This window comes from Xanthomonas sp. SS, assembly GCF_014236835.1.
GTDB lineage: Bacteria > Pseudomonadota > Gammaproteobacteria > Xanthomonadales > Xanthomonadaceae > Xanthomonas_A.
On record NZ_CP051190.1, the window covers coordinates 821107 to 840385 of the forward strand.

20 protein-coding genes are annotated in these 19279 nt (G+C 69.0%); 16 read left to right on the forward strand and 4 right to left on the reverse strand.

The features are described from left to right. Nucleotides 1-154: 154 nt before the first annotated feature. The 4 genes from mdoH (at nt 155) to hemC (ending at nt 4731) form a co-directional block, all read left to right on the forward strand. Nucleotides 155-2086 (forward strand): glucans biosynthesis glucosyltransferase MdoH, encoded by a 1932-nt coding sequence (gene mdoH / locus HEP74_RS03540; RefSeq protein WP_185815210.1) that lies wholly within the window; start codon nt 155-157, stop codon nt 2084-2086. Nucleotides 2087-2129: 43 nt separating this feature from the next. Then, entirely contained in the window at nt 2130-2795 is a 666-nt protein-coding gene (locus HEP74_RS03545) for an alpha/beta hydrolase (RefSeq protein WP_185816487.1), read from the forward strand. A 127-nt stretch (nt 2796-2922) separates the two neighbouring features. Beyond that, nucleotides 2923-3651 carry a LytR/AlgR family response regulator transcription factor gene (locus tag HEP74_RS03550; protein WP_185816488.1) on the forward strand — a complete coding sequence of 243 codons (729 nt, stop codon included), beginning with the start codon at nt 2923-2925 and terminating at the stop codon, nt 3649-3651. A gap of 156 nt (nt 3652-3807) precedes the next feature. Beyond that, nucleotides 3808-4731, forward strand: a complete 924-nt coding sequence (gene hemC, locus HEP74_RS03555; RefSeq protein WP_185815211.1) for a hydroxymethylbilane synthase — start codon at nt 3808-3810, stop codon at nt 4729-4731. 193 nt (nt 4732-4924) lie between these two features. On the opposite strand, the gene HEP74_RS03560 is transcribed toward hemC, so the two are convergent. Further along, on the reverse strand, nt 4925-5713 hold the full coding sequence (locus HEP74_RS03560; RefSeq protein WP_185815212.1) for a DUF481 domain-containing protein: 789 nt from the start codon (nt 5711-5713) through the stop codon (nt 4925-4927). A gap of 194 nt (nt 5714-5907) precedes the next feature. Between HEP74_RS03560 and HEP74_RS03565 the strand changes: the two genes are divergently transcribed. Beyond that, nucleotides 5908-6879 carry a helix-turn-helix transcriptional regulator gene (locus HEP74_RS03565; protein WP_179567441.1) on the forward strand — a complete coding sequence of 324 codons (972 nt, stop codon included), beginning with the start codon at nt 5908-5910 and terminating at the stop codon, nt 6877-6879. A gap of 101 nt (nt 6880-6980) precedes the next feature. Here the strand turns inward: HEP74_RS03565 and HEP74_RS03570 are convergent, their stop codons facing one another. After that, a complete protein-coding gene (locus HEP74_RS03570) occupies nt 6981-7403 on the reverse strand; it encodes a winged helix-turn-helix transcriptional regulator (protein ID WP_255427881.1) in 423 nt (140 codons plus the stop codon). A 102-nt stretch (nt 7404-7505) separates the two neighbouring features. Then, nucleotides 7506-8087, reverse strand: a complete 582-nt coding sequence (locus tag HEP74_RS03575) for a lipocalin family protein (RefSeq protein WP_185815214.1) — start codon at nt 8085-8087, stop codon at nt 7506-7508. 132 nt (nt 8088-8219) lie between these two features. Between HEP74_RS03575 and HEP74_RS03580 the strand changes: the two genes are divergently transcribed. The 3 genes from HEP74_RS03580 to HEP74_RS03590 all read left to right on the forward strand — a co-directional run bounded on the left by HEP74_RS03580 (nt 8220) and on the right by HEP74_RS03590 (nt 11200). Beyond that, the gene (locus HEP74_RS03580; protein ID WP_185815215.1) at nt 8220-8522 is read left to right on the forward strand and encodes a hypothetical protein; all 303 of its coding nucleotides are present in this window, start codon (nt 8220-8222) and stop codon (nt 8520-8522) included. Between the two features lie 66 nt (nt 8523-8588). Then, nucleotides 8589-10694 (forward strand): prolyl oligopeptidase family serine peptidase, encoded by a 2106-nt coding sequence (locus HEP74_RS03585; protein WP_185815216.1) that lies wholly within the window; start codon nt 8589-8591, stop codon nt 10692-10694. 131 nt (nt 10695-10825) lie between these two features. Continuing rightward, the gene (locus tag HEP74_RS03590; RefSeq protein WP_185815217.1) at nt 10826-11200 is read left to right on the forward strand and encodes a hypothetical protein; all 375 of its coding nucleotides are present in this window, start codon (nt 10826-10828) and stop codon (nt 11198-11200) included. A 5-nt stretch (nt 11201-11205) separates the two neighbouring features. On the opposite strand, the gene HEP74_RS03595 is transcribed toward HEP74_RS03590, so the two are convergent. Beyond that, entirely contained in the window at nt 11206-12429 is a 1224-nt protein-coding gene (locus tag HEP74_RS03595; protein WP_185815218.1) for a pyridoxal phosphate-dependent aminotransferase, read from the reverse strand. A gap of 206 nt (nt 12430-12635) precedes the next feature. Here HEP74_RS03595 and HEP74_RS03600 point away from each other — a divergent pair, with 206 nt between their 5' ends. The 8 genes from HEP74_RS03600 to hslV all read left to right on the forward strand — a co-directional run bounded on the left by HEP74_RS03600 (nt 12636) and on the right by hslV (nt 19184). Continuing rightward, nucleotides 12636-14723, forward strand: coding sequence for a S9 family peptidase (locus HEP74_RS03600; RefSeq protein WP_185815219.1), 2088 nt, complete (start codon nt 12636-12638; stop codon nt 14721-14723). A gap of 321 nt (nt 14724-15044) precedes the next feature. After that, on the forward strand, nt 15045-15428 hold the full coding sequence (locus HEP74_RS03605) for a YbaN family protein (protein WP_185815220.1): 384 nt from the start codon (nt 15045-15047) through the stop codon (nt 15426-15428). 93 nt (nt 15429-15521) lie between these two features. Further along, nucleotides 15522-15773, forward strand: coding sequence for an LPS translocon maturation chaperone LptM (lptM, locus tag HEP74_RS03610; protein WP_185815221.1), 252 nt, complete (start codon nt 15522-15524; stop codon nt 15771-15773). Beyond that, on the forward strand, nt 15766-16620 hold the full coding sequence (gene dapF, locus HEP74_RS03615) for a diaminopimelate epimerase (protein ID WP_185815222.1): 855 nt from the start codon (nt 15766-15768) through the stop codon (nt 16618-16620). Before lptM ends, dapF begins: the two co-directional genes overlap by 8 nt. Next, nucleotides 16617-17288 (forward strand): DUF484 family protein, encoded by a 672-nt coding sequence (locus HEP74_RS03620; RefSeq protein ID WP_185815223.1) that lies wholly within the window; start codon nt 16617-16619, stop codon nt 17286-17288. The genes dapF and HEP74_RS03620 overlap by 4 nt, the downstream gene beginning before the upstream one ends. 128 nt (nt 17289-17416) lie before the next feature. Continuing rightward, nucleotides 17417-18247 (forward strand): tyrosine recombinase XerC, encoded by an 831-nt coding sequence (gene xerC / locus HEP74_RS03625; RefSeq protein WP_255427882.1) that lies wholly within the window; start codon nt 17417-17419, stop codon nt 18245-18247. Nucleotides 18248-18359: 112 nt separating this feature from the next. Beyond that, nucleotides 18360-18584 carry a DUF3079 domain-containing protein gene (locus HEP74_RS03630; protein ID WP_185815224.1) on the forward strand — a complete coding sequence of 75 codons (225 nt, stop codon included), beginning with the start codon at nt 18360-18362 and terminating at the stop codon, nt 18582-18584. A gap of 48 nt (nt 18585-18632) precedes the next feature. Continuing rightward, nucleotides 18633-19184 carry an ATP-dependent protease subunit HslV gene (gene hslV, locus HEP74_RS03635; protein ID WP_003465879.1) on the forward strand — a complete coding sequence of 184 codons (552 nt, stop codon included), beginning with the start codon at nt 18633-18635 and terminating at the stop codon, nt 19182-19184. Nucleotides 19185-19279 lie beyond the last annotated feature (95 nt).

Below are 19279 nucleotides of genomic sequence, written 5' to 3' on the forward strand. Positions count from 1 at the left end.
CGGCCGTATTTTGCCCGCCGACAGGAGAGAACGTGGGTACGAGTGGGAATCACCGCAAGACGGCGCCGGTAGCGGCGCCAGGATCCGCCGCGTTGCGCGCTTGCGCGGACGCATCGCCGCGTCGTGGCGCTGCCCGACGAGGCTGGCGGAACGCATGAGCATGGTCGCCCCCACACCGACCCTGCCCGATTCCGTTGTGCTCGATGCCGGCCACGCGGTGCTGCCGCCCGAGGCGCCGTTGCCGATGCCGGTGCAATCGCTGCGCCAGGGCAAATTGCGCAACAAGCGCCTGCCCAGCACCCCGCCCGGCATGTTCTGGCGGCGGCTGTACGTGTTCGGCAGCACTGCGCTGATGACCGCCTACGCCAGCGTGCTGATCGGCAAGGTGCTGCTGATCGGCGGGGTCAGCGTGCTCGAAGCCTGCCTGATGGCGCTGTTCATTCCCCTGTTCGCGTGGATCGCGTTTTCGTTCGTCAGCGCGCTGGCCGGATTCGTGACCCTGGTGTTCGGCGGCGGGCGCAAGCTCGGCATCGATCCGGACGCGCCGCTGCCGTTGGTGCGCAGCCGCACCGCTTTGCTGATGCCCACCTACAACGAAGATCCGCACCGGTTGATGGCCGGGCTGCAGGCGATCTACGAATCGGTCGAGGCCACCGGCCAGATCGCGCACTTCGATTTCTTCATCCTCAGCGACACCACGCGCGCCGCGGTCGGCGCCGAGGAAGAGCAGGTCTACGCCGAACTGGTCGAACGCACCGGCGGCCAGGGCCGCATCTACTACCGGCGCCGCGCCGACAACGCCGAGCGCAAGGCCGGCAACATCGCCGACTGGGTGCGCCGCTTCGGCGGCGCCTACCCGCAGATGCTGATCCTGGACGCCGACAGCCTGATGACCGGCGAAACCATCGTGCGCTTGGTCGCGGGCATGGAAGACCATCCCGACGTCGGCCTGATCCAGACCTTGCCGGAAGTGGTCAACGGAAACAGCCTGTTCGCGCGCATGCAGCAGTTCGGCGGCCGCGTCTACGGACCGGTAATCGCCTACGGCGTGGCCTGGTGGCACGGTTCGGAGAGCAACTACTGGGGCCACAACGCGGTGATGCGCACCCAGGCCTTCGCCGAACAGGCCGGCCTGCCGGCGCTGCCGGGGCGCAAGCCGTTTGGCGGCCACGTGCTCAGCCACGATTTCGTCGAGGCCGCGCTGATGCGCCGCGGCGGCTGGGCCACGCACATGGTGCCGTACCTGCAGGGCAGCTACGAAGAGGGCCCGCCGACGCTGACCGACCTGCTGGTGCGCGACCGCCGCTGGTGCCAGGGCAACCTGCAGCACTCCAAGGTGGTGTTCGCGCGCGGCCTGCACTGGATCAGCCGCATGCACATGATGATCGGCATCGGCCATTACTTCACCGCGCCGATGTGGGGCCTGCTGATGCTGATCGGCATTGCGATCCCGCTGCAGAGCGATGGTTTCGACCTGGTCGCCAAGGTGGTGTCACCGTTCTCGCCGGCGCGCTACTGGCACCAGCAGGACTCGACCCGGGTGTTCTGGGTGTTCGCGGTGACCATGTTCGTGCTGCTGGCGCCGAAGGTGCTGGGCTACTTCGCCATGCTGCTCAAATCCGAGGAGCGGCGCGGCTGCGGCGGTGCGCTGCGCGCGCTGCTGAGCATGCTGCTGGAAACCGTGCTGGCGGCGCTGATGGCGCCGGTGGTGATGTACGTGCAGTCGCGCGGCGTGGCCGAGGTGCTGGCGGGCAAGGACTCGGGCTGGGACGCGCAGCAGCGCGACGACGGCCGCCTGTCGTGGCTGGCGCTGGCGCGCAGCTACGGTGGGCTCAGCGCGTTCGGGCTGCTGATGGGCGGGATGGCCTACGTGGTGTCGCCGTCGCTGGCGATGTGGATGGCGCCGGTGGTGATCGGCATGGCGCTGGCGATTCCGGTGGTCGCGGTGAGTTCCTCGCGCGCGGCCGGGCTGTGGCTGCGCCAGCTGCGCATCCTGGCCATTCCCGAAGAGCAGAAGCCGCCGGCGGTGCTGCTGCGCGCGGGCGAATTGCGCCGCGCCGCCGCCGCCCGCCGCGCTGACGGCTGACGCGGCAGGCATAATGCGCCCCATCTCGATGGGGACCGCGCGCATGCTGGAAACAGTGGAACACGAAACCGCCGCTTCGCCGGCATGGACCGTGCTGTGGTTGCACGGACTCGGCGCCGACGGCCACGACTTCGCGCCGCTGGTGCCGGAGTTGCTGCGGCCGGGCTGGCCGGCGTTGCGCTTCGTGTTTCCGCATGCGCCGGTGCGTGCGGTGACGATCAACAACGGCGTGCGCATGCGCGCCTGGTACGACATCGTCAGCCCGGATTTCTCCAATCGCGCCGACAGCGCCGGCGTCGCCGCGTCGGTCGCCCAGGTCGAGGAATTGATCGCGCGCGAACATGTGCGCGGCGTGCCCGCCGAGCGCCTGCTGCTGGCAGGTTTCTCGCAGGGCGGTGCGATCACGCTGGCGACGGGACTGCGCCGCGAACGGCCGCTGGCCGGGTTGATCGCCCTGTCCACCTACCTGCCGGAGGTGGCCGACGTGGCCCGCTGGCATGCGCCGGCGGCGCTGTCGCAGCCGCTGTTCATGGCCCACGGCCAGGGCGATCCGGTAATCCCGCAGCCCTATGCCGAGCAGACCGCGCAGGCGCTGCAGGCGCTGGGTATGCCGGTGCAGTGGCAGCGCTATCCGATGGCGCACCAGGTCTGCGCCGAGGAGATCGCGGATCTGCAAGACTGGATGAGCGCGCGCTTCGCCGCTGGCTGAGGCGCGACCGCGGCGCCGGGCTGCGCGCCGGTCCCGCGGCGACAGGTGCTGCGGCGCGGATGACGGCCCGCCAGCGGCAGGGCTACTATGCGGCGAGACCGCGCTCCAGCGCACTGAGGTGACGTACGTGAAGGTGGTGATCGCCGACGACGAACCCCTGGCACGCGAGCGCTTGCGCGCGCTGCTGGCCGAGCATGCCGGCGTCGAGGTGGTGGCCGAGGCCGGCAATGGCCTGGAAACGCTGCGCGCCTGCGCCGAGTTGCGTCCGGATCTGGTGCTGCTGGACATCGCCATGCCCGGCGTCGACGGGTTGGAGACCGCGCGCCACCTGGCCAGCTTCGAGCCGCGCCCGGCGGTGGTGTTCTGCACCGCCTACGACGCGCACGCGCTGTCCGCATTCGAGGCCGCGGCGATCGACTACCTGATGAAGCCGGTACGCGCCGAGCGGCTGGCGGCCGCGCTGGAGCGCGCGCGCACCTTCATGGCCGGCCGCGGCAGCGCCGCGGCGGTGTCGTCGGCGCAGCGCCGCAGCCATCTGTGCGCGCGCCTGCGCGGCAGCCTGCGGCTGATCGCGGTCGACGACATCCACTACCTGCAGGCCGAGGAAAAGTACGTGGTGGTGCATCACGCGCGCGGCGAGGACCTGATCGAGGAGTCGCTGAAGTCGCTGGAAGAGGAGTTCGCCGAGCGCTTCGTGCGCATCCACCGCAACTGCCTGGTCGCGCGCCACGAACTGGTCGAGCTGCGGCGTCTCGGCGAGGGCCAGGTGCATGCGGTGCTGCGCCATGGCAAGCAGCCGCTGGAGGTGAGCCGGCGCTGCGTGGCGCAGCTGCGGCAGGAGATCCGCCATCTTTGAAAGCAGGGATTGGGGATTCGGGATGAGTGGCCGGTCGGCTTTGGGATTTGGGATGACCGGTGACCGGGCGTGCGCCTGTGCAAGCGCGGCGATCGGCCGCGCCCGTGGGCCTTCGCGGTAGCGGCCGGTGGCGGCGCTTTCCGCGATAATGGGCGCATGAAGATCCTGCGCATCGCTACCCGCAAGAGTCCGCTCGCCCTGTGGCAGAGCGAACATGTCGCCGAACGCCTGCGCCAGGCGCACCCGCAGCTGGACGTGGTGCTGGTGCCGATGAGCACCCGCGGCGACGAAGTGCTGGACCGTTCGCTGGCGGCGATCGGCGGCAAGGGCCTGTTCCTGAAGGAGCTGGAGCTGGCGATGCTGCGCGGCGAGGCCGACTGCGCGGTGCATTCGCTGAAGGACGTGCCGATGGAGCTGGACCCGCCGTTCGTGCTGCCGGCGATCCTGGCCCGCGCCGATCCGGCCGACGCGCTGATCTCCAATCTGTATGCGTCGCTGGAGGCGCTGCCGCTGGGCGCGCGGGTGGGCACTTCGTCGCTGCGCCGGCAGGCGCAACTGCGCGCGCGGCGCCCGGACCTGCAGTTGCTGGACCTGCGCGGCAACGTCAACACGCGCCTGGCCAAGCTCGACAACGGCGGCTACGACGGCATCGTGCTGGCCTGCGCCGGCTTGCAGCGGCTGGGCCTGGAGGCGCGCATCACCCAGCGCCTGCAGGCGCCGGACTGGCTGCCGGCGCCGGCGCAGGGCGCCATCGCGGTGGAATGCCGCGGCGACGACGCGGCCGCGTTGGGCCTGTTCGCCGCGCTCGACGACGCCGCCACCCGCAGCTGCGTGGAGGCCGAGCGGGCGATGAACCGCGCGCTGCACGGCAGTTGCCACGTGCCGGTGGCCGCGTTCGCGCACTGGCAGGGCGAAGATCTGCTGCTGCAGGGCATGGTCGGCGGCGTCGCCGACGGGCGACTGGTGCGTGCCGACCTGCAGCGCAGCGCGCAGGACCCGCAGGCGCTGGGCGAGGCGGTGGCCGAAGCGCTGCTCGGCGCCGGCGCCCGCGAACTGCTGGACGCCGCGCTGCCGGCCTGAGCGCAGGCCGGCACCAATCCGCTAGCCAACCTGTAGGAGCGGCTTCAGCCGCGACAGGCACCATCGGTAAAGCCTGTCGCGGCTGAAGCCGCTCCTACAGAAACGTGGTCAGCGCGAAACGCGCGAGTCGAATGGCAGGCTCAAGCGGCGCCTGCCGTTACGAATCCCGACTCCCCAATCCCCAATCCCGGCCTCACTTGAACTTGTAGACCACATTCATCGTAGCCAGCGTATCGGTCTTCTTCTTGTCGTCGCTGACATCGCTGTTGTGGCGCGCCTGCCAGCCGGCCTTCAGCGCCAGCCGCGAGTTCATGCTGACCGAGATGCCCAGGTCGTTCTGCGCGAAGGTGTTGTAGGAGCCGGATTCGACCAGCAGGGTATTGGCCAGCTCGGTGTTCTCGGTCAGGCCGTACTTGAAGTCGACCAGGCCGCGGCCGATCAGCCCGGTTTCGGTGCGGTCCTCTTCCACGTCGTGGGCGCGGCGCACGCCGGGGCCGATCTGCACGTCCAGGCTGCGGTGGTCGCCATCCATGATCCGCGTGCCGTAGCCGATGCCGATCGTGGCCAGGCGGTCGTAGGTAGCGAAATCGTCGCGCTCGTAGCGCAGCGAGGCGGTCAGCTGGCGGTGCTCGCCCAACTGCAGCGCGCTGCCGGCGCTGCCGGTGTAGCGGTTGGAGGTGGTCTGGCGCACGCGCTCGGTGCTGCCGTCGTCGTTGGTATTGGTGTACTCGGCGCTGGCGCGCAAGGCGAACAGGTCGATGCTGTGGATCCAGTCGCCGTCCAGGTACTGGCCCTTGAGCCGGCCGTTGAAACTCTCGTTGGAACTGTTGCCGCGCGAGGAGGAGAGTCCCAGCTCGCCGGAGCCGCTCCACGGTGAACTGCCCGGTTCCGCCGGCGGGGCGGGCACATCGGCGGCCAGGGCCGTGGAGGTGCACAGCAGCAACAAGGTGATGGCGGATACTACGGTGGCGCAGCGGGGCATGGCTTTACTCTCCGGTTGAGGACGCAGCCTTCGGCTAACGAAATGGAAACGATTTCATCATACCGGATCTACATGACGCCCCGGCCGCCACCCGGCCCCGGCTTCATCGTCGGTTCGGCCGCGCCGCCGCGGTTCGGGCGCGCGAGCGGCCGCGGCGCGTTTTTCCGCCACGGACTTCGGACATAATCGGGGCCATGGACCGCTACGAACGCATCAATGCTCTGCACCGGCTGCTCAAGTCCGCCCGCTATCCGGTGACGGTGGCGCGGCTGCAGGACGAATTGAGCTGCTCCCGCGCCACCGTCTACCGCGACCTGGCGTTCCTGCGCGATGCGCTGATGGCCCCGGTCGAGGGCGACGGCGAGGCCGGGTTCCGCTACGAGTCCGGCGAGAGCGACCGCTTCGAACTGCCCGGGCTGTGGCTCAGCTCCGAAGAGCTGCACGCGCTGCTGGCCTCGCAGCAGTTGCTGGCGCGGACCGGCGGCGGGGTGCTGTCCTCGGTGCTGGCGCCGCTGCAGCAGCGCATCGAGAGCCTGCTGGCGGCGCAGGCCGGGGCCACCCACTGGCCGGTGGAACGGGTGCGGGTGATTCCGCACCGCGGGCGCAAGCTCGACGAGGCCAGTTTCCGCACCGTCGCCTCGGCGGTGCTGGAGCGCAAGCGGCTGTCGTTCGACTACCGCGCGCGCTCCACCGACGAATCGACCAAGCGCACGGTGTCGCCGCAGCGCATCACCCACTACCGCGACAACTGGTACCTGGACGCCTGGGACCACGGCCGCGACGCGGTGCGCAGCTTCGCCGTGGACCGCATCAACCATGCGCGGCTGCTCGACCAGGTGGCGCAGGACGTGGCGGACGAGGAACTGGATTCGCAGCTGGCGGCCAGCTACGGGATCTTCTCCGGCGCGCCCAAGGGCTGGGCGACGATCGTGTTCAGTCCCAAGGCGGCGCGCTGGGTCGCCGACGAGCACTGGCATTCCAAGCAGCAGGGGCGCTTCCTGGCCGACGGCCGCTACGAACTGAAGGTGCCGTACAGCGTCTCGCGCGAGCTGCTGATGGACGTGCTGCACTACGGGTCGGACGCGGAAATCGTCGAGCCGCGTTCGCTGCGCGAACAGGCCAAGTCGCTGCTGTCGCTGGCGCTGAGCAACTACAGCGACGACTGAGGCGTTCGCGCCGCCGCTGCCGTCGTTTTTTTGTAGGAGCGGCTTCAGCCGCGACAGGCATTATCGATAGCTGATACCGCCTGTCGCGGCTGAAGCCGCTCCTACAGTGTGTCCGGCGGGTTGCCGCCGCTCAGGATGGCGCCGATGTTGCTCTCGATCCAGTCCACCAGCGCCTGCACATGCGTCGCCGCGTCTTCGCCCAGCGGGGTCAGCGCATATTCCACATGCGGCGGGACCACCGGATAGGCGGTGCGTTGCACCAGGCCATCGGCTTCCAGCGCCTGCAGGGTCTGCGACAGCATCTTCTCGCTGACCCCTTCGAGCTTGCGGCGCAGGTCGCCGAAACGATGCGTGCCCTTGCGCAGCGCCACCAGCACCAGCACGCCCCAGCGGCTGGTCACATGGCTGAGGACGGCGCGCGAGGGGCAGTGCTGCGCGAACACCTGGCCGCGGGTGGGATCCGTGGTGGGGACGCGCGGCGCAGTGCCGGGGATGTCGGACGGAACGCTGGCCAATCGGTGCACCTGTCTGGGGGACGGACCAGCCCGATCATACGGGGGCCGGCTGGCGCCTCGCTGAGCGGCAGGCGATGGCGGTGCAACCTATTCGGTGATCGGCGACACGCCTCAGGGCTTGCTCGGCACTTCGAAACCGAGCTTGCCGACCTGGTCGCGGCGCTGCGCCACGCGCTTGAGCTTGTCCACCTTGACCCCGTAATCGTGGTCCAGCTTGCCGACCAGCTCGCGATACTGCTTGTAGTCCATGTCCGGCGTGCGCGAGAACACCCAGGCCAGATCGCGGCCCGGATAGTCGATCAGCGCCCAGGAATAGTCCGGCGCCACTTCGAGGATGCGGTATTTGGTCGGGACCACGGCGAAGAACCAGGTGGTCCAGCGGCGGTCGCCGCTGCCTTCCTTGACCGTGGCGCGCGAGGTGACTTCCTTGACCGGTTCGTCGAAGCCTTCGCGGTACTGGTAGCGCACGCCGATCTTGCCGTCTTCCTTGAGCGTGTACTCGTCGCTGCTGGCGACATGGCCGCGCTCGGCGAAATAGGGCACGTGGGCGATCACGTACCAGCGGCCCATGAAGCGCTGCAGGTCGATCGGCGGCTGCGAGGGCTCTTGCTCCGGGGATTTCGCCCGCGCCGCCGGCAGGGGAACGGCCATGCCGAGCAGCAGCACGGAGGCGAACAGGGAAAGCAGGCGCATAGGGCAAGGATCCGGGGCTTGAAGAGACACGCTACCCAGTATCGGGCGAAAGTGATGTCAATAGTGGGTCGCAGCCGTTGAGATGGCCGCGCGGCAGACTGCACGCCTCAGCCCTGCTCCGGAGTCGCCGCCATGCCGATCGCCCGTTCGTCCCGCCCCGCTCACGCCCCGCACCCCGCCCTGCGTCGCCTGGTGCGGCAGGCGCTGCTCGCCGGCCTGGCCCTAGTGCTGGTGTGGCCGGCGGCGCGCGGCTACAGCGAATGGCTGGGCTGGCGGCCGCTGTGGCTGCTGGGCATGCCGCTGAGCGCGTGGTGGGCACTGCACCGCTTCCCGCTGCCGCTGCGGCCGTTGCGGCGGGTCCTGGCGCGGGTGCGGCCACGGGTGCAGGCGCGGCGCCGGCGTGCGCCGGCCTGGCGGGTCAGCCGCGCAGCCTGACCTTCGGCAGGGGAGGGCCGCGGCCCTGCGTGCTACGGTTCCGGGCTGTTCTCCTGGACGTGACCCATGCCCTCTCTTGCCCATGCCTGCCTGCTCGCCGGACTGATCGTCTCCGGCACCGCCGCGGCGAAGGAAACCGCGATGCCCCAAGATTCCTATGCCTGGCTAGAAGACGTCACCGGCGCCAAGCCGCTGGACTGGGTCAAGGCGCAGAACGCCAAGACCGAGGCGCGGCTGACCGCGCAGCCGGGTTTCCAGGCGCGCGAGGCCGGCATCCGCGAAGTGCTGGACTCCGACGCGAAGATCCCGGCGGTGCAGAAGATCGGCCCGTACTACTACAACCTGTGGAAGGACCGCGAGCACGAGCGCGGCCTGTGGCGGCGCACTACCCTGGACGAATACCGCAAGCCCGAGCCGAAGTGGGAGACGGTGCTGGACCTGGATGCGCTGAACAAGGCCGAGGGAGAGAACTGGGTGTGGCATGGCGCCGACTGCCTGCGCCCGGACTACCGCCGCTGCCTGATCGCGCTGTCGCGCGGCGGCGCCGATGCCGACGTCACCCGCGAGTTCGACCTGGGTTCCAAGCAATGGGTGAAGGACGGCTTCTTCCGCCCCGAGGCCAAGGGCGGCCTGGGCTGGATCGACGCCGATACCGTCTACCTCTACACCGATTTCGGCGCCGGCTCGCTGACCAGCTCGGGCTATCCGCGCGTAGTCAAGCAGTGGAAGCGCGGCACCCCGCTGCAGAGCGCGAGCCTGGTCTACGAAGGCAAGCCGGAAGACATGTACATCGCCGCGATGCACGACGACACGCCCGGCTACGAGCGCGATTTCGTCAGCCGCACGCTGGCCTTCTATAACGACGAGATGTACCTGCGCGGCGCCGACGGCCGCCTGCGCAAGATCGACGTGCCCAACTCGGCCAGCAAGCGCGTGCACCGCGAATGGCTGACCCTGCAGTTGCGCGATCCGTGGACCGTGGACGGCACCACCTATCCCGCCGGTGCGCTGCTGGCCGCCAGGTTCGACGACTTCATGGCCGGCAAGCGCGCGTTCCGGGTATTGTTCACGCCGACCGACAGCACCTCGCTGGAGGGATTCGCGTGGACCAAGTCGACGCTGGTGCTGAACGTGCTGGACGACGTCAAGAGCCGGCTATGGGTGCTGACTCCGGGCGACGGCGAGTGGGCGCGCGCGCCGTTCCCGGTCGGCGACCTGGCCTTCGGCAGCATCAGCGTCGATGCGGTCGATGCCGACGAGAACGATCAGGTGTGGCTGACCTCCACCGATTTCCTGACCCCGACCACGCTGATGCTGGCCGACGTGCAGCGCGGCCCGCAGAGCATCGAGACGCTGAAGGCGATGCCGAGCTTCTTCGATGCGTCCAAGGACGCGATCGAGCAGCACTTCGCCGTGTCCAAGGACGGCACCAAGGTCCCGTACTTCCTGGTCCGGCCGAAGCAGCTCAAGCTGGACGGCAGCCATCCGACGCTGCTGTACGCCTACGGCGGCTTCGAGGTCTCGATGACCCCGTTCTATTCCGGCGGCCTCGGCCGCGCCTGGCTCGACCAGGGCGGCGTGTACGCGCTGGCCAACATCCGCGGCGGCGGCGAGTACGGCCCGCGCTGGCACCAGGCGGCGCTGAAGCAGAACCGGCACAAGGCCTACGAGGACATGGCGGCGGTGGCGCAGGACCTGGCCGCGCGCAAGATCACCTCGGCCAAGCACCTGGGCGTGCAGGGCGGCAGCAACGGCGGGCTGATGGCCGGCAACATGCTGGTGCAGTACCCGCAGCTGTTCGGTGCGGTGGTGGTGCAGGTGCCGCTGCTGGACATGAAGCGCTACAGCCACTTGCTGGCCGGCGCTTCGTGGATGGCCGAGTACGGCAATCCGGACACTGACGATTGGACCTACATCCAGTCCTTCTCCCCATACCACTTGTTCGATCCGAAGAAGACCTATCCGCCGGTGATCTTCCTGACTTCCACCCGCGACGACCGGGTGCATCCGGGCCATGCGCGCAAGATGGCGGCGAAGATGATCGACGCCGGCAAGGACGTGAGCTATTACGAGAACACCGAAGGCGGCCACGGCGGGGCGGCCAACAATGCGCAGGCTGCGCATATGCAGGCGCTGGCGTATGGGTTTCTGTGGGAGCGGCTGAAGGATTGAAGGCTCGGTAGCGGACGGCCGCAGCGATGCGGCCGCCCCGCTGCGAGCGTTTGCAGTTCTAGCAAGGCGGGGGTAACTCCAGGGCCTGAGCAACGGCAAAGGCTTGAGCAACAGCAAAGGCTTTCGCGCCCTTGGCGCAAGTCACTTTTGTCTTGGCAAAAGTAACCAAAACCGCTGTCGTCGACGCGATCCGATGCGATAAAGCCGCATCGGTTCCCTGCGCTCCTCGGCACAAGCGGCACGGCGCCAAACTCGCTTCGCTCAAACAAGGGCGCCTCTTCGGCCGCTTGCGCCTGCGGTGCTCGGCTCGCTTTAAGGCGAAGACAATCAAAAGCCAGAGCCAGAGCCAGAGCCAGAGCCAGAGCCACAGCCACAGCCACAGCCACAGCCACAGCCACAGCAAAAACCAAAGCCAAAGCCAAGACGGCGTTGGCTACGCGATGTGGCCTTTGGCGATCTTTCGCCTGGTTTCGGTCTGCAAGGTGATTGCGATCGGCAGCGCCTGAAGCGCTTACGGTTCGGGGTGGCGATTCCAACGTTCCAGCCCGCGGGCAATGCGTGCCACCGCTTCCTGCAGCCGCGGCAGGCTCTGCGTGTAGGCGATGCGTACGTGTTGGCGCGCGCGGTGATGGCCGAAGTCCACGCCGGGGGTGAATGCCACGTGCTCGGTTTCCAGGAAATGCGCGCAGAACGCCTGCGCGTCGTCGGTGAAGGCGCTCACGTCGGCGTACAGGTAGAACGCGCCCTGCGGTTCCACTTCGATGCGGAAGCCGAGTGCGCGCAGCGCCGGCAGCAGGTAGTCGCGGCGCTGGCCGAATTCGGCGCGGCGCGCTTCCAGGATCTGCAGGGTTTCCGGCAGGAAACAGGCCAGCGCCGCATGCTGGGCGATGCTTGAGGCGCTGATGTACAGGTTCTGCGCCAGCTTCTCCAGCGACGGCACCGCCGCGCGCGGCGCCACCAGCCAGCCCAGGCGCCAGCCGGTCATGCCGAAGTATTTGGAGAAGCTGTTGAGCACATAGGCGCCGTCGTCGACCTCGAGCACGCTGGGCGCGTCGATGCCGTAGCTGAGGCCGTGGTAGATCTCGTCGACCACCAGGTGGCCGCCGCGTGCCTGCAGGGCCTGCGCCAGCGCGGCCAGTTCGGCGCGGTCCAGCAGGGTGCCGGTCGGGTTGGCCGGCGAGGCGACCAATGCGCCGACGCTGTCGGCGTTCCAGTGCGCGTCCAGCAAGGCCGGGGTCAACTGGTAGCGGCTGTCCGGGCCGACCGGCACCAGCTGCGCCGCGCCTTCGACCAGGCGCAGGAAATGCCGGTTGCACGGATAGCCGGGGTCGGCCATCAGCCAGCGCTTGCCCGGGTCGACCAGCAGCGCGCTGGCCAGCAGCAACGCGCCGGAACCGCCGGGGGTGATCATGATCCGCGCCGGGTCCAGGTCCACGTCGTGGCGTTGCCGGTAGAAGCCGGCCAGCGCCTCGCGCAGCGCCGGCAGCCCGCGCGCGGCGGTGTAGCGGGTGTGGCCGGCCGCGAGCGCGGCCTGGCCGGCGGCGACGATCGGCGCGGCGGTGGTGAAATCCGGTTCGCCGATCTCCAGGTGGATCACGTCGTGACCGGCGTGTTCCAGTTCGTTGGCGCGGGCCAGCAGCGCCATCACGTGGAACGGTTCGATGTCGCGGCTGCGCTGGCTGTAGGCGGGCAGCGCCTGCGGCGCGGGACGGGATTCGGTCGGAAGCGGGTTCATGGCCCGATGATAGAGGAGCGCGGCGCACGAAATCGTTGCGCGCTTGCCAGGATGCGGCGTTGCGCGGAGACTCGGCCGGCATCGTGCGGCGCCACGCCGCATGCCTGCCGTCTCCCGGCCCGGGCGGCGCGTCCTCAGTTGCGTTACTGCCGCCGGAGCCCCATTAGATGCATCACCGTTCCCTGCTAGCGAGCTTTCTGCTGCTCATGACCGCGCCCTTCGCTTCCGCTCTCGCCACCGACGCCACCCCGCCGCATCCGGCCAAGCAGCCGCACACGGTCAAAGCGCCGTTCGGCGCCACCCGCCAGGACGACTATTACTGGCTGCGCGACGACAAGCGCGAAAACCCGCAGATGCTGGCCTATCTCAACGCCGAGAATGCCTACGCCGACCAGGTGCTGAAGCCGCTCAAGCCGCTGGAAGACACGCTGTACAAGGAGATCGTCGGCCGCATCAAGCAGGACGACAGCAGCGTGCCGTACCGCGAGCGCGGCTACTGGTACTACACCCGCTTCGAGAGCGGCAAGGACTATCCGGTACACGCGCGGCGCAAGGGCAGCATGCAGGCGGCGGAGGAAATCCTGCTCGACGTCAACGCGATGGCCGCGGACAAGGGCTATTTCAGCCTGGGCGATGCGGTGGTCAGCCAGGACAACCGCATCCTGGCCTGGACCGAGGACGACGTCGGCCGCCGCCAGTACGTGGTGCGCTTCAAGAACCTGGACACCGGCGAACTCTACGCCGACCGCGTGCCGGGCGTGTCGCCAGACGTGGTCTGGGCGGACGACAACAAGACCCTGTTCTACGTCGAGAACGACCCGGAAACCCTGCTCACCGTGCGCGTCAAGAAGCATGTGCTGGGCACGCCGGCGGCGCAGGACGCGCTGGTCTACGAGGAGAAGGACGACAGCTTCTACATGGGCCTGGGCCGCAGCCGCGACGACAAGTACATCCTCATCGGCGTGGAGAGCACGGTGGCCTCCGAGCAGCGCTACGCGCCGGCCGCCGACCCGCAGCATTTCACGGTGCTGGCGCCGCGCGAGCGCGACGTCGAGTACAGCGCCGACCATTTCGACGGGCGCTGGGTGATCCGCACCAACTGGAAGGCCAAGAACTACGCGCTGATGACCGCGCCCGACGGCGCCACCAAGCGTTCGCAATGGCAGGCCTGGCTGCCCTACGACGAGAAGGTGTTCATCGACGGCTTCGAGCTGTTCGACGGCTACACCGCCATCGCCGAGCGTTCCGATGGCCTGGAGCGGATCCGCCTGCACTTCGCCGACGGCAAGGAGGATTACGTCAAGGCCGACGAGCCGGCGTATTCGATGGGCCTGTCGGTCAATCCCGAGGCGGACACGCCGTGGCTGCGCTACAGCTACACCTCGCTGACCACGCCGGCCACCACCTACGAACTCAACACCCGCACCGGCGAGCGCAAGCTGCTCAAGCAGCAGCCGGTGATCGGCTACGACGCCGACAAGTTCCAGACCGAGCGCGTGTGGGTGACTGCGCGCGACGGGGTCAAGGTGCCGGTGTCGCTGGTGTACAAGAAGGGCTTCAAGAAGGATGGTACGGCGGCGCTGTACCAGTACGCCTACGGCAGCTACGGCATGTCCACCGATCCCAACTTCAACCTGCCGGTGGTCAGCCTGCTCGACCGCGGGGTGGTCTACGCCATCGCGCATATCCGCGGCGGCCAGGAGATGGGCCGCGACTGGTACGACCAGGGCAAGCTGCTGCACAAGAAGAACACCTTCACCGACTTCATCGACGTCACCCGCGGCCTGGTCAAGCTGGGCTATGCGGCGCCGGACCGCGTCGCCGCGGCCGGCGGCAGCGCCGGCGGCCTGCTGATGGGCGCGGTGGCGAACATGGCGCCGCAGGATTACCGGGTGCTGGTGGCGCAGGTGCCGTTCGTCGACGTGGTCACCACCATGCTCGACCCGAGCATTCCGCTGACCACCAACGAATACGACGAGTGGGGCAATCCGGAGCAGAAGCAGTACTACGACTACATGCTCGGCTATTCGCCGTACGACAACGTCGCGCGCCAGGCGTATCCGGCGCTGTTCGTCGGCACCGGCCTGTGGGATTCGCAGGTGCAGTACTGGGAGCCGGCCAAGTGGGTGGCCAAGCTGCGCGACGACAACACCGGCACCCACCCGATCGTGTTCCGGGTCAACATGGAAGCCGGCCACGGCGGCAAGTCCGGGCGTTTCCGCCGCTACCGCGAACAGGCCGAGTCGTACGCGTTCATGCTCGACCAATTGGGTGTGGAGCAGGCGGCGAAGTAAGAGGATTGGCGTGGTGTTCTGTCGCGGCTGAAGCCGCTCCTACAGTGCACCCGGCCCGCTTCCTGTAGGAGCGGCTTCAGCCGCGACAGATTCCGAAGTCGCTGACTGACGGATCCCGCATCGCGACTGAAGTCGCTCCCACAAGGAGGCGGTGCGCCGCATGCCGGCTGAGTGCACTGTGGGAGGGACTTCAGTCCCGACTGCACGAAGCCCGGCAAGCACGTCGCTCCGCTGCTCGCAAACGAACTCGCCCGCGCAAGCGGCGAGCGCCGAGGATGCATATCCCGCGTCGCCGTCCAGCCGCGGCTTTATCATGCGCCGATGGAACCCCCTTCCCGTTTCCGCTGGGCCTGGTGGCTGCTGGCCTATGTCAGCCTGGCCACGGGCATCGTCGGCATCTTCGTGCCGGGCTTGCCGACCACGGTGTTCGTGCTGATTTCGGCCTATGCCGCCTCGCGCGGCTCCGAGCGCCTGCGCCGGCGGTTGCTGGAGGATCCGCGTTTCGGCGCCAGCATCCGCGACTGGGAAGCGCACGGCGCGGTCAGCCGCCGCGGCAAGTGGATGGCCACGCTGACCATGGCGGTGTGCGCGCTGGTGCTGCTGTTGTTCGTGCACAAGCCGTGGGTGCAGGTGGTGGCGATCGGCTGCATGAGCTGCGTGGCGCTGTGGCTGTGGCTGCGCCCGGAGCCGCCGCCGCGCGAGTGAAGCGGGATCGCGCGTCTGCATCGGCCCCGGCATCGCTGGCGCAGCGTGGCAGGCGGCACAGCCGGTTCATGCCCTTCTGGCTATACTCGGCGCATGAGCACATCGTTCCGTCATCCGATCCGTATCGCCCTGTTCGGCGCCGCCCTGCTGGCGCTGTCCGGGTGCGGCAACAAGGGCCCGCTGGTGATGCCGCAGAAGCCGGTACCGGTGGAAGCCGCACCGGCCGCCGCGCCCGATGCGACGCCGCCCGCCACCACCGATCCGGCCGGCCAGGCGCAGCCGGTCGATGGCCAGCAGAAGCCGACCGACGACACCAGCACCACGCCCACCGATGGGAATGAGTGAGGCCAGCGTCGCGGCGCGCCTGCGCTTTTCCAAGATGCAGGGCGCGGGCAACGATTTCGTGGTGCTCGACCTGCGCGACGGCACCCCGCCGCCGGACGCCGCGCTGGCGGTGCGCCTGGCCGACCGCCATTTCGGCGTCGGCTGCGACCAGCTGCTGACCATCGAGGCGCCGCGCAGCGCGGACGCGGTGGCCAGCTACCGCATCTGGAATACCGACGGCAGCCTGGCCGGGCAGTGCGGCAACGGCGCGCGCTGCGTCGCCGCCTGGCTGGTGCGCGACGGCGCCGCTGGCAGCGACCCCTTCGTCATCGACAGTCCGTTCGCCTCGCATCGCATCGAACGCGGCGCCGACGGCCAGTTCGCGGTGGCGATGGGCGTGCCGCGCTTCGCTCCGGAGGACGTGCCGCTGATCGGCTTCCCGCGCATGCGCGAGGAGTATGTGCTGCCGCTGCAAGGCGGCAGCGTGCGCTTCGGCGCGGTGTCGATGGGCAATCCGCATGCGGTGCTGGAAGTGGGCCTGGTCGATGCGGCGCCGCTCGAGCGGCTGGGGCCGTTGCTGCAGCAGCACGCGTCGTTTCCCGATTCGGTCAATGTCGGCTTCGCCCAGGTGATCGACCGCGGCCATGTGCGCCTGCGCGTGTACGAGCGCGGCGTCGGCGAGACCCTGGCCTGCGGCAGCGGCGCCTGCGCGGCCGCGGCGGTGCTGATCCAGCGCGGCCGCGTGGACCGCGACGTGCGCGTGGTGCTGCCCGGCGGCGAGCTACGCATCCGCTGGCCGCACGACACGGCGCCGGTGGTGATGTCCGGGCCGGCCGCATTCGTTTTCGATGGGGAGTGGATCCGATGAGCGAGACCCAGGACAAGATCGGCGCGCACGAAATCGCCGCATGGCTGCGCCGTCATCCGGCGTTCCTGAAACAGTTCCCCGACCTGGCGCTGACCCTGGTGGTGCCGCGCGACGACGGCCCGACCGCGTCGCTGGCGAGTTACCAGCTGGAAGTGCTGCGCGACAAGAACCGCGAGCTGTCGCGGCGCCTGTCCGAGCTGGCCGGCAATGCCCAGGTCAACGAGCGCCTGGCGGTGCGCACCCACCAGCTGACCCTGGCGCTGATGCGCCAGACCAGCGCTGCCGACAGCGTGCGCGCGATGGCCGCTTCGCTGCAGGAGGATTTCCAGGGCGACCTGGTCAGCATCGTGCTGCTGCGCCCGCTGCCCGGGCTGGAACAGGCGCCGTGGCTGCAGATCCTGGCGCAGGACGATCCGCGGCTGGCGCCGTTCCGTGACTGCCTGCAGGACGGCGAGCCGATCTGCGGCCGCCTGCAGCCGGAGAAGCAGGCGCTGCTGTACGCCGAGCGCATCGAGGAAGTGCAGTCCACCGCGCTGCTGCCGCTGCCGGGCGTGGGCCTGCTCGCGGTCGGCAGCCGCGATCCGAACCGCTTCTATCCCGGCATGGGCACTTTGTTCCTGCGCATGATGGGCGAGTCGCTGACGGTGGCGCTGCAGCGCTTCGCATGAGCGTCGGGACTCGGGACTCGGGACTCGGGACTCGGAAAAAGCGCGCCGATGCGTCCGCGGTCGATGCCGAATCCCCAATCCCGAATCCCCAATCCCGGTTCCTCAGCTATCTGCAAGTCGAACGGCGCATGTCCGCGCACACGCTGGACGCCTACCGCCGCGACCTCGCTGCGCTGGCGGCATGGGCGGCGGACAATGCCGGCGCCGACATCGCCGCGCTCGGCGCCGAGCAGCTGCGCCATTTCATCGCCGCCGAGCACCGCCGCGGGCTGTCGCCGAAGAGCCTGCAGCGGCGCCTGTCGGCGTGCCGCAGTTTCTATGCCTGGTTGCTCAAGCACGGCCAGATCGCCGCCAGCCCGGCCGCCGCGCTGCGTGCGCCGAAGGCGCCGCGCAAGCTGCCGCAGGTGCTGGACGCGGACGAGGCGGTGCGCCTGGTCGAAGTGCCGACCGACGTGCCGCTGGGCCTGCGCGACCGCGCGCTGCTGGAACTGTTCTATTCCTCCGGGCTGCGCCTGAGCGAGCTGTGCGCGCTGCGCTGGCGCGATCTGGATTTCGCCAGCGGCCTGGTGCGCGTGCTCGGCAAGGGCAACAAACAGCGGCTGGTACCGGTCGGCTCGCACGCGCGCAAGGCGCTGCTGGAATGGCAGGCGGAAACCAAGGCGGCGGCCGAGGCGCCGGTGTTCCCGGGCCGCGGCGGCGCGCCGATCGGCGCGCGCGCGGTGCAGATCCGGATCAAGCAGCTGGCCGGGCGCCAGGGCCTGTTCAAGCACGTGCACCCGCACATGCTGCGGCACAGCTTCGCCAGCCACATCCTCGAATCCTCCGGCGACCTGCGCGGCGTGCAGGAATTGCTCGGCCACGCCGACATCGCCACCACGCAGATCTACACCCACCTGGATTTCCAGCACCTGGCCAAGGTCTACGACGCCGCGCATCCGCGCGCCAAGCGCAAGTCCTGACCGGCCGAACGCAGACGGCGCGGCGGTACGTTCGCGCGCGCTTGTTCTGGATCAAGGCGCGCGTCGCTGCTGGCGCGGACACTGTCCGCCGAACGTGCAGCGAGGCAGGCCGATGGCGAAACCTTTCCCGTTGAAACCCGCGCATCCCGAGCGGATCTGCTGGGGCTGCGACCGCTACTGCGCGGCGGACGATCTTGCCTGCGGCAACGGTTCGGGACGGGTCATGCATCCGATCGAGATGCAGGGCGAGGACTGGTACCTGCTGTGGGGCATCGAACCGGAGCCGCAGCGCCCGAGTCGCGCCAAGATGGCCAACGGCCGACCAGCGGACGCTTGAACGGGCGGCGGCATGCCCCCACACCTGAAGAATCGCTCAGGAGGCCGCATGGACCCCAGTCAGAATCCCAACGTTTTCCACGCCACCACGATCCTGTCGGTGCGCCGCAACGGCCATGTCGCCGTGGCCGGCGATGGTCAGGTGACGCTGGGCCATACCGTGATGAAGGGCAATGCGCGCAAGGTGCGCCGGCTCGGCCGCGACGGCCAGGTGCTGGCCGGTTTCGCCGGTGCCGCCGCCGATGCCTTCACCCTGTTCGAACTGTTCGAGGCCAAGCTCGAGAAACACGGCCAGCTGACCCGCGCAGCGGTGGAGCTGGCCAAGGACTGGCGCACCGAACGCCGCCTGGGCAAGCTCGAGGCGTTGCTGGCGGTGGCCGACAAGGAGACCTCGCTGATCATCAGCGGCACCGGCGACGTGATCGAGCCGGAGGACGGCATCATCGCCATCGGCTCCGGCGGTTCCTACGCGCTGTCGGCGGCGCGCGCGCTGCTCGGCCACACCGAACTGGACGCCAAGACCATCGCGGTCGAGGCGCTGAACATCGCCGGCGACATCTGCATCTATACCAATCGCAACGTGGTGGTCGAAGAGCTGTGATTCGGCATTCGGGATTGGGGATTCGCGAAAGCGCTCCTTTCCCTGTGCCCGGACACGCATCGATCGTTCCCATTCCGCTTCTACCAATCCCGAAT